Below are 8591 nucleotides of genomic sequence, written 5' to 3'. Positions count from 1 at the left end.
TAGCCTGCCCTAATTAGACGGACATGACCAAAACCAGCGGGTTTGGCAGAGAGGTAGGCGTCGTGAGGACGCAGTTCCAGAAGTGGCGCACGACAGTGGCCGGGATTTCGGCCGCGGTGCTGGCGTTGGGCGCCGCAGCCTGTGGCTCGGCCGACGAGAACGCCGGCGCGGAGGGCGCCACGCGGCCGTTCGACACCCCGAGCGGGCAGGTGCAGATCCCGGTCGCGCCGAAATCGGTGGTGGCGCTCGACCAGTACACCTACTTCGGCCTGCTGGACGTCGGCGTGCACCCGAAGGCCACCGCGTCCGGCTACACCGACAGCTTCGCGGTGTTCCCGCCCTACGCCGCCGAGTACGCCAAGGCCCCGAAGGTCGGCGGCTCGATGGAGATCGACATCGAGCAGGTCGGCGCCCAGGCCCCGGACCTCATCCTCGGCAACAAGTTCCTCTCCCTGGAAAAGCACAAGATCGAGGACTACCAGAAGCTCGCCCCGACGGCGATCCTCGGCGGGGCGCCCGGCGAACCCGGCGTCGCCTGGCCGCAGTGGGTCATCCAGGCCGCCGACGCGGTGGGCAAGAAGCCCGAGGCCGAGGCGCTGAAGAAGCAGTACGAGGACCGCGCCGCGCAGATCAAGTCGACCTACCGGGACAAGCTGGCGAAGCTGAAGTTCGCGCTGATCAACGGCGGCGGCGGGAAGTGGTACCTGAACCTCGACGAGTCGTGGGGCGGCACCATCCTCAAAGACCTCGGCGTCCAGTTCGCCCGGGGCGGCGTCACCGACAAGAGCAACAACACGCCGGAGTTCTCCATCGAGAACCTGGACAAGCTCAACGAAGCCGACGTGATCCTGTACCAGGCGGACTACCAGGGCAAGGCCGGGCCGGACACCCAGCAGATCATCGACCTGCCCGCGTACCAGGGGCTGCGGGCGGTCAAGGCGGGCAAGTCGTTCCCGACCGGCAACTTCTACGCCCTGCACTACAAGGCCGCGATGGCGTTCCAGGACGAGATCGAAAAGATCCTCAAGGAGTACTGACCGGATCCGGGGCTCGGCGGTGCACAGCGGACCGCCGAGCCCCGTCGCGTGAGGGGGAACCATTGGACAGCACCGCGCTCGCGCCCGCCCCGGCCAGGTCCTGGCGGCCGCGCGCCGGGCTCGCCGCGGTCCTGGTCCTCTCGGCCGTCGCGTACGGCTGGGGGAGCTGGGACCTCGGATTCGGGTATCCGTACTACAGCGCCGCCGTCGGCTCGATGTCCCGCGACTGGACGGCTTTCGCGTTCGGCTCGCTCGACCCGCTCGGCGTGGTGACTGTCGACAAGCCGCCGATGGCGCTGTGGGTGCAGGTGCTTTCCGTGCGGCTGCTGGGTTTCCACGGCTGGGCGCTGATCCTGCCCCAGGTGCTCGAAGGCGTCGCGACGGTCTGGCTGCTGTACCTGGCGGTCCGCCGCTGGCAAGGAGAACGGGTCGCCCTGCTCGCCGCCGCGATGCTCGCCGCGACGCCGGTCGTCGTCGCGCTCAACCGCGACAACTTGCCCGACCCGCTGATGCTCCTGCTGCTCGTCGCCGCCGCATACGCGCTGACTCGTGCGCTCGACGGCGCGGGGCGCGAGCGGCGATGGATGGTCTTCGCCGCGGTGCTCCTCGGATGCGCGTTCACCACGAAAATGGTGCAGGCGTGGCTGGTCCTGCCCGCGATCGGCGCGGCCTACCTGGTCGGCTCTTCTGCCCCTGCGCGCACGAAGACATGGACGGCCGTGCTTTTCGCGGCGGTGCTGGCGGTGGCCTCGTTCTGGTGGGTCGTGCTGGTCGACCTCTGGCCGTCGCCGAAACCCTTCATCGGCAGCAGCGTCGACGGCACCGCGCGCGATCTCGTGTTCGGCTACAACGGCTTCGGCCGGATCTTCGGACAGGACTTCGCCGCGGCGGCCAGCTACGCGGAGAACCACGGGAAATCCTTCTACCAAAGCGATCCTGGCGCCGGGCGGCTGTTCGGGACGTCATTGGGCGGCCAAGCTTCCTGGCTGCTGCCGCTCGCACTGGCGGCGGTCGCCGCCGTGCTGGTGCTGACCCTCGCCGGACGCCGTCCGCCGCGGAAAGCCTTGGCCGGCTGGGTGCTCTGGGGTGGTTGGCTGCTGGTCTGCGCGGTGGTGTTCAGCTTCATGCGCGGGATCTGGCTGCTGTACTACACCGCACAGCTCGCTCCGGCCGTCGCCGCGCTGTCGGCTGCCGCTTTCGCCGCGCTGTGGCGGCTTTACCGAGCCGGCGGGCGCGGGTGGCCCCTCCTGCCGGTGACAGTCGCGGCCCTGAGCGCGTGGGCGTGGGTGCTGGTGCGCCGCGACCCGGACTGGAACGGCTGGATCGCCTGGGCCGCCGCCGCGGCGGCGCTGCTTTCGGTCGCCCTGCTCGTGTCCGGGCGGATCTCCCCGCGCCTGCGCACGGCCGGGCTCGCGACCGGACTGGCCGCCGTGCTGGCGGCCCCGCTGGCCTGGTCCGCCGCGACGACGATCGGCTACTCGGCGGGCTTGCCGATGCTGCCCGCGGCGGGCCCGGTGTCCCTGCAGACGGACTACCTGGCCCCGGACGTCCGAGACGACTTCCGGCAGCTGCTCGGCGGCTGGGGCGCCCGGGACTTCCGCGCGGCAGCGGGGAAACTCGACGAACCCTCGGCAGCCCTGCTGTCCTATGCGGAACGCCGGGCCGGTCCGGCGAAGGTGACGCTGGCGGTGGAAACGGCCGACGCGGCCGCCCCGTTCCTCCTCGCGACCCGCCGGGGGGTGGTCGGCATGGCCGGATTCACCGGCCGCGACCCGGCCCCCTCCCCGGACCGCCTCCGCGAGTGGATCGACCGCGGCGACGCGGCCTTCGTCCTGCTCCTGCCGGAACGCAGCCGCTACGAGTTCGTCCGCTCCCGGTGCCAGTCGGTGCCGCCCGCGGAATCCGGTGCCTCTCAAGGCGTCGGCGACCTTTACCGGTGCGGCTAGCCGCCGAAACCCGTCGGAGACTCCGATACGGGAGCTAACGGACGCCCGGCCGAATCCGCCGCTTCGGCCGGGCACGACGGCCGACGAGGATCACGTTAGGGAAGCCTTGCCTGAGGTAGGTTCCTCTGCAATGGTCTGGCCGGTGACGGCAGTGCGAGCGGAAGCGACGGAGCGGACACCGCGGCACGGCTATGCGCTCCGCCGGGCCGGAGGACTGCTGCTCGCTGCCGCGGCGCTGGCGGTGATGGCCTTGCTCAGCCTCGCGGTCGGCGCGAAGTCGATCGGCTTCGGCGCGGTGTTCGACGCGCTGGCGCACCACGGCGGCGGTCCGGACGACGTGGTCGTGCGCAGCCTGCGGTTGCCGCGCACGCTGCTCGGGATCTGTGTCGGCGCCGCGCTCGGGCTGGCCGGGGTCCTGATGCAGGGGCTGACGCGCAATCCGCTGGCGGACCCGGGACTGCTCGGGATCAACTCCGGGGCCGCGGCGGCGATCGTGGCCGGCATCGGTTTCTTCGGGCTCGGTTCCCCCGGGCAGTACGTGTGGTTCAGCCTGGCCGGCGCGGCCGTGACGGCAGTCGTGGTCTACTTCGTCGGTTCCGGCGGGCGCGCGGGAGCGACGCCGGTGCGGCTGGTGCTGGCCGGCACCGCCGTCGCGGCGGCGCTGACCGCGTTCGTGCAGACGATGCTCCTGCTGTCTCCGCAGGTTTTCGACCAGTACCGGTTCTGGCAGCTGGGCTCGCTGGCCGGCCGGGACCTCGGCGTGCTCGGCCGGCTGCTGCCGTTCCTCGCCGCCGGTGCGGTGCTCGCGCTGGCGCTGGCCCGGCCGCTCAACGCCATCGTCCTCGGCGACGACGCCGGCCGGGCGCTGGGCGTGCATCTCGGCCGCACCCGCGCCCTCGGCGCGCTGGCGATCACCCTGCTGTGCGGGGCCGCGACAGCCGCCGCCGGACCGCTCGTGTTCATCGGGCTGGCGATGCCCTACATCGCGCGGGCGCTGGTCGGCCCCGACCACCGATGGCTGCTGCCGTATTCGGCGGTGCTGTCCCCGGTGCTGCTGCTGGCGGCGGACGTCCTCGGCCGCATCGTCGCGCCGCCGGGCGAGCTGCAAGTCGGGCTGGTGGTGGCGTTCCTCGGCGCGCCGGTGTTCATCGGGCTGGTGCTGCGGAAGAAGGCGGCGGCGTGAGGCGGTTGGCGACCCTGCGCCTCGGTGGGGGCGGATTTCCGCTGTGGGCGTCGGTGTTCGCCGGACTCGCTCCGCGGAAGAAGACGGCGGCATGACCGGGCTGACGGCGCTGCGGCTCGGCGGGGACCGGATTTCCGTGCGGGTGCGCAGGCGGGCGTGCGTGGTGGCCGCGGTGCTGGCTGCCGCGCTGGCGGTCGCGGCGTTCGGTTCGCTCGCGTTCACCGGGGAGCTGAGCCCGGCCGACGTGCTGCGGACGCTGGCCGGGCACGGCGACCGTTCGGACGAGTTCCTGCTTTACCGGCTCGCGGTGCCGCGGCTGCTGTGCGCGGTGCTGGTCGGCGTGGCGCTCGGCGCGAGCGGCGCGGTGTTCCAGAACCTGACGCGCAACCCGCTGGGCAGCCCGGACCTGATCGGGTTCACCAGCGGTTCGGCGGCGGGCGCGGTGTTCGTGCTGACCGTGCTGGGCGGCGGGATGGCCGCGATCGCGGGCGGGGCGCTGGCGGGCGGGCTGGCGACCGGTGCGGTGGTGTACGGCCTCACCGTGCGCCGCCAGGCGCGCGGGTACCAGCTCGTGCTCGTCGGCATCGCGGTCAACGCCATGCTTCAGGTGCTCACGCATTTCCTGCTGACCAGGGCGAACCTGGAATCCGCGATGGCCGCCCAGGTCTGGCTGACCGGCAGTCTCAACGGCCGCGGCTGGGAGCACGTCTGGCCGGCGCTGGCCGCGGTCGCGGTGCTGCTGCCGTTGCTGGCCGCGTTCGGCAGCCGGCTCGCGGTGCTGGAGCTGGGGGACGACGCCGCGACGGCGCTCGGCGTCCGCCCGGCGACGGCCCGGCTGGGCGCGCTGGCGGTCGGCGTCGCGCTGGCGGCCGCGGCGACCGCGACCGCCGGGCCGATCTCGTTCGTCGCGCTCGCGGCTCCGCAGCTGGCCAGGAGGCTGACCCGCGAGCCCGGCACCGGCGCCGGAACCGCGGCGCTGACCGGAGCGCTGATCCTGGTGGCCGGCGACGCGCTGGCGCGGCAGGCGTTCCCGGCCGAGCTGCCGACCGGGGTGGCGACCGCGGCGGTCGGCGGGGTCTATCTGGGCTGGCTGCTCAGCAGGCGATGGAGGACGGGGAAGCGGTGAACGAACCACGGGAGCTGATCCGCCGCGCGATCCGCGGCCAGGCCCGGCAGCTGGCGCCCGCGGCGGCGCTGGCCGCGGTGCACCAGGGGTGCGAGGCGGCGGTCCCGCTGATGATCGGGCTGATCGTGGACCACGCGATCGCGCCCGGCAGCGGATCCGGTCTGCTGTGGACACTCGTGCTGCTGGCGGTGCTGTTCGCCGTGCTGACCGCGTCCATGCGGCTGGGCGGAAGGCTGGTCCGGCACGCCACCCAGGGCGCGGGGCACGAGCTGCGGATGCGGCTGACCCGCCGGGTGCTCGACACCCGCGGCTTCGACCGGGCCGGGACGCGCAGCGGCGTGCTGCTGTCCACGGCGACCTCGGACGCCGGACGGGTCGGCATGGTGAACGCGGCGGTGTGGACCTCCGCGGGCGCGTTCGGCGCGCTCGTGGTGGCCGCGGTGATCCTGCTGCGCGCCTCGGTCCTGCTGGGGCTGGTGGTGCTGCTCGGCCTGATCCCGGTGGTGCTGCTGACCCGGACGATCTCGGCCCCGCTGGTGCGGCGCAGCTCCGCCGAGCAGTCGGCGGTCGCGCACGCCGCCGGGGTCGCGGCCGATCTCGTCGAAGGGCTGCGCGCGATCAAGGGGCTCGGCGCGGAGGCGGTGGTGTTCGGCCGGTATCGGGACGCCAGCGGGCAGGCGCGCGCCGCGGGTATCCGGGCGGCCCGGCTGGTGGCGTTGCGGTCCGGGCTGATCATCCTGCTGACCGGCGTGTTCCTGGCCGCGGTCGCGTGGCTGGGCGGCCGGCTGGCCGCCGGCGGCGCGATCACCGTCGGGCAGTTCGTCACCGCGTTCACCCTGGCCCAGTTCCTGATCGGGCCGTTCACCCGGATCGCGATGGTGGGCGCCCAGTTCGCCCGTGCCCGGGCGTCGGCGGAGCGGATCGCGAAGGTGCTGTCCGCGCCGCCGCTGGCCGAGGGCGGGCGCACCGACCCGCCCGCCGGGGCGGACCTGCGGATCCGCGGGCTGTCCGGGCCCGGGCTGTCCGGTCTCGACCTGGCGGCGGCCGCGGGCGAGTTCGTCGGGGTGGTGGTCGACGACCTGGCGGCGGCGGACACGCTCGTGCGGTGCCTCGGCCGCCAGCAGGACCCGGACTCCGGCGAGATCCTGCTGGCCGGCGTGCCCGCCCGCGACCTGGACCCGGACGTCGTGCGCTCGGTGGTCCTGGTCGCCGCGCACGACGCGGTGCTGTTCGGCGGCACGGTGCGGGACAACGTGTCCGCCGCGGCGGCCGATCCGGGCGCGGTCGGCCGGGCGCTGGAGTGCGTGGACGCGGCCGCGATGCTGCCCGAGGGCGCGGACACGGTGCTGACCGAGCGCGGCCGGTCCCTCTCCGGCGGCCAACGCCAGCGGGTGGCGCTCGCCCGCGCGCTGGCCGCCGAACCGCCGGTGCTCGTGCTGCAGGAACCGACGACCGCGCTCGACGCGGTCACCGAAGCGGAGATCGCCGCGAACCTGCGCGCACTGCGGGCCGGCCGCACCACCCTGGTGATCTCGGCCAGCCCGGCGCTGCTCGCCGCGGCCGACCGGGTCGTGGTGGTCCGCGGCGGCGCGGTCGCGGCGAGTGGCAGTCACGCCGATTTGCTGGGCTCCGACGTGGATTACCGGGAGTTGGTGACCGCATGACTCAGACCGGCGCACCGGCCGGACCGGATCCGGCGGCGGAGGTCCTGCTGCCGACCGCGACCGCGGCTCGGACCAGACAGGCGGCGTGGCGAGTGCTCCGCCCGCATCGCGGTCTCGCCGCGGCGACGCTGCTGGTGCTGGTGCTCGCGACAGCGGTCGGCCTGCTCGCCCCGCGGCTGCTCGGCGGCATCGTGGACCTGGTGGTGCGCGGGGACGGCACGGCCGTGCTCCCGATCGCCGCGGCGCTCGCCCTGGTCGCGCTCGCCCAAGGCGGGTTCCAGGCGCTGGGCTCGGCGATGGTCGCGCGGCTGGGCCAGACCGCGATCGCCGGCGTCCGCGAGACGGTCGTGCGGAAGGTGCTGCGGATCCCGGCCGAACGCGTCGAGCGGGCGGGCAGCGGCGACGTGCTGGCCCGGCTGTCGGGCGACGTGGAAGCGGTCAACGAAGCGGTCGGCGGGGTGCTGCCGACCCTCATCGACGCCGGGCTGGCCATCGTGTTCACCGCGGCGGCCCTGGTGCTGCTCGACTGGCGATTCGCGGTCGCGGCTCTGCTCGCCGTGCCGTTCCAGATCGCCGCGGTGCGGTGGTATCTGCGGGTCGCGGTGCCGGTGATCGCGCGGGAGCGAGTGGCCGAAGGAGCGCGCGCTCAGCAACTGCTGGACTCGATCGACGGCGCGGCGACGGTCCGCGCGCTGCGCGTCGAAGCCGAACACCTCAGCCGGGTCGCCGCGGCCTCGGACCGCGCGCGCAAGCTGTCGATCCGGATGGCCGCGGTGCAGCGGCGTTTCTTCGGCAGGCTCAACTACGGCGAACTCGCCGGACTGGCGGCGATCCTCGCGACGGGTTTCCTCCTCGTCCGCTCGGGCACGGCGACCCTCGGCGCCGCTTCGGCCGCGGCACTGTACTTCCACCGGCTTTTCGACCAGTTCAACGCGATTCTCGGCAGCTTCGACAGCGCGCAGGCCGCGTCCGGCGCGTTCGCCCGTCTCGTCGGGGTCGCCGATCTGCCGGACCCGCCGCGCCGCGCTCCACGACCGTCCACTTCGGACCGAACGGTCACCGTGTCCGGCTTGTCCTTCGCCTACGACGCCGGACGGCCGGTGCTGTCCGAAGTGGACCTCACGGTCGGTCCCGGCGAACGGCTGGCGATCGTCGGGGCCTCGGGAGCCGGGAAGACCACGCTGGTGAAGGTGATTGCCGGAGTGCTGGACGCCGAGCGCGGGCGAGTGGAGCTGGGCGGGGTGGACACCGCCCGGCACGACACGGCCGAACTGCGCCGGAAGTGCGTGCTGCTGAGCCAGGAAGTGCACGTCTTCGCCGACACCCTGGCGGCCAACCTCGGCCTCGCCCGCGCGGACGCGGCCGAGGACGAGATGACCGCCGCGCTGGCCGAGGTCGGCGCGGCGGGGTGGTTCGCCGCGCTGCCGGACGGACTGTCCACTGTGCTCGGCCGTGGCGGGCATCCGCTCACCCCGGCCCAGGCCCAGCAGCTGGCGCTGGCCCGGCTGGTGCTGGCCGACCCGCCGATCGCGATCCTCGACGAGGCGACCGCCGAAGCGGGCAGCACCGGCGCGAAAGTGCTGGAAGCCGCCGCGGACAAGGCACTGGCCGGGCGGACCGCGCTGGTGGTCGCGC

General features: G+C 73.8%; 5 protein-coding genes and 1 pseudogene. All 6 read left to right on the top strand.

What is annotated here, in order from left to right; genetic code table 11:
- Window positions 1–62: 62 nt before the first annotated feature.
- Window positions 63–1037, top strand: coding sequence for an ABC transporter substrate-binding protein (locus tag A4R44_RS41640; RefSeq protein ID WP_067594094.1), 975 nt, complete (start codon window positions 63–65; stop codon window positions 1035–1037).
- 62 nt (window positions 1038–1099) lie between these two features.
- On the top strand, window positions 1100–2983 hold the full coding sequence (locus A4R44_RS41635; RefSeq protein WP_067594091.1) for a glycosyltransferase family 39 protein: 1884 nt from the start codon (window positions 1100–1102) through the stop codon (window positions 2981–2983).
- Window positions 2984–3113: 130 nt separating this feature from the next.
- The gene (locus tag A4R44_RS41630) at window positions 3114–4166 is read left to right on the top strand and encodes an iron ABC transporter permease (RefSeq protein ID WP_067594088.1); all 1053 of its coding nucleotides are present in this window, start codon (window positions 3114–3116) and stop codon (window positions 4164–4166) included.
- A gap of 91 nt (window positions 4167–4257) precedes the next feature.
- Window positions 4258–5292, top strand: coding sequence for an iron chelate uptake ABC transporter family permease subunit (locus tag A4R44_RS41625; protein WP_067594153.1), 1035 nt, complete (start codon window positions 4258–4260; stop codon window positions 5290–5292).
- On the top strand, window positions 5289–6956 hold the full coding sequence (locus tag A4R44_RS41620; RefSeq protein ID WP_232792012.1) for an ABC transporter ATP-binding protein: 1668 nt from the start codon (window positions 5289–5291) through the stop codon (window positions 6954–6956). The genes A4R44_RS41625 and A4R44_RS41620 overlap by 4 nt, the downstream gene beginning before the upstream one ends.
- A pseudogene (locus A4R44_RS52875) lies at window positions 6953–8497 on the top strand (ABC transporter ATP-binding protein); the annotation flags it as partial. The gene A4R44_RS41620 and the pseudogene A4R44_RS52875, both read left to right, overlap by 4 nt.
- Window positions 8498–8591 lie beyond the last annotated feature (94 nt).

Origin of the sequence: Amycolatopsis sp. M39, from assembly GCF_001651785.1 — a bacterium.
GTDB classification, from domain to species: Bacteria; Actinomycetota; Actinomycetes; order Mycobacteriales; family Pseudonocardiaceae; genus Amycolatopsis; species Amycolatopsis rubida.
Note: the sequence above shows the minus strand (reverse complement) of the source record. Positions and strands in the feature narration are given on the sequence as shown.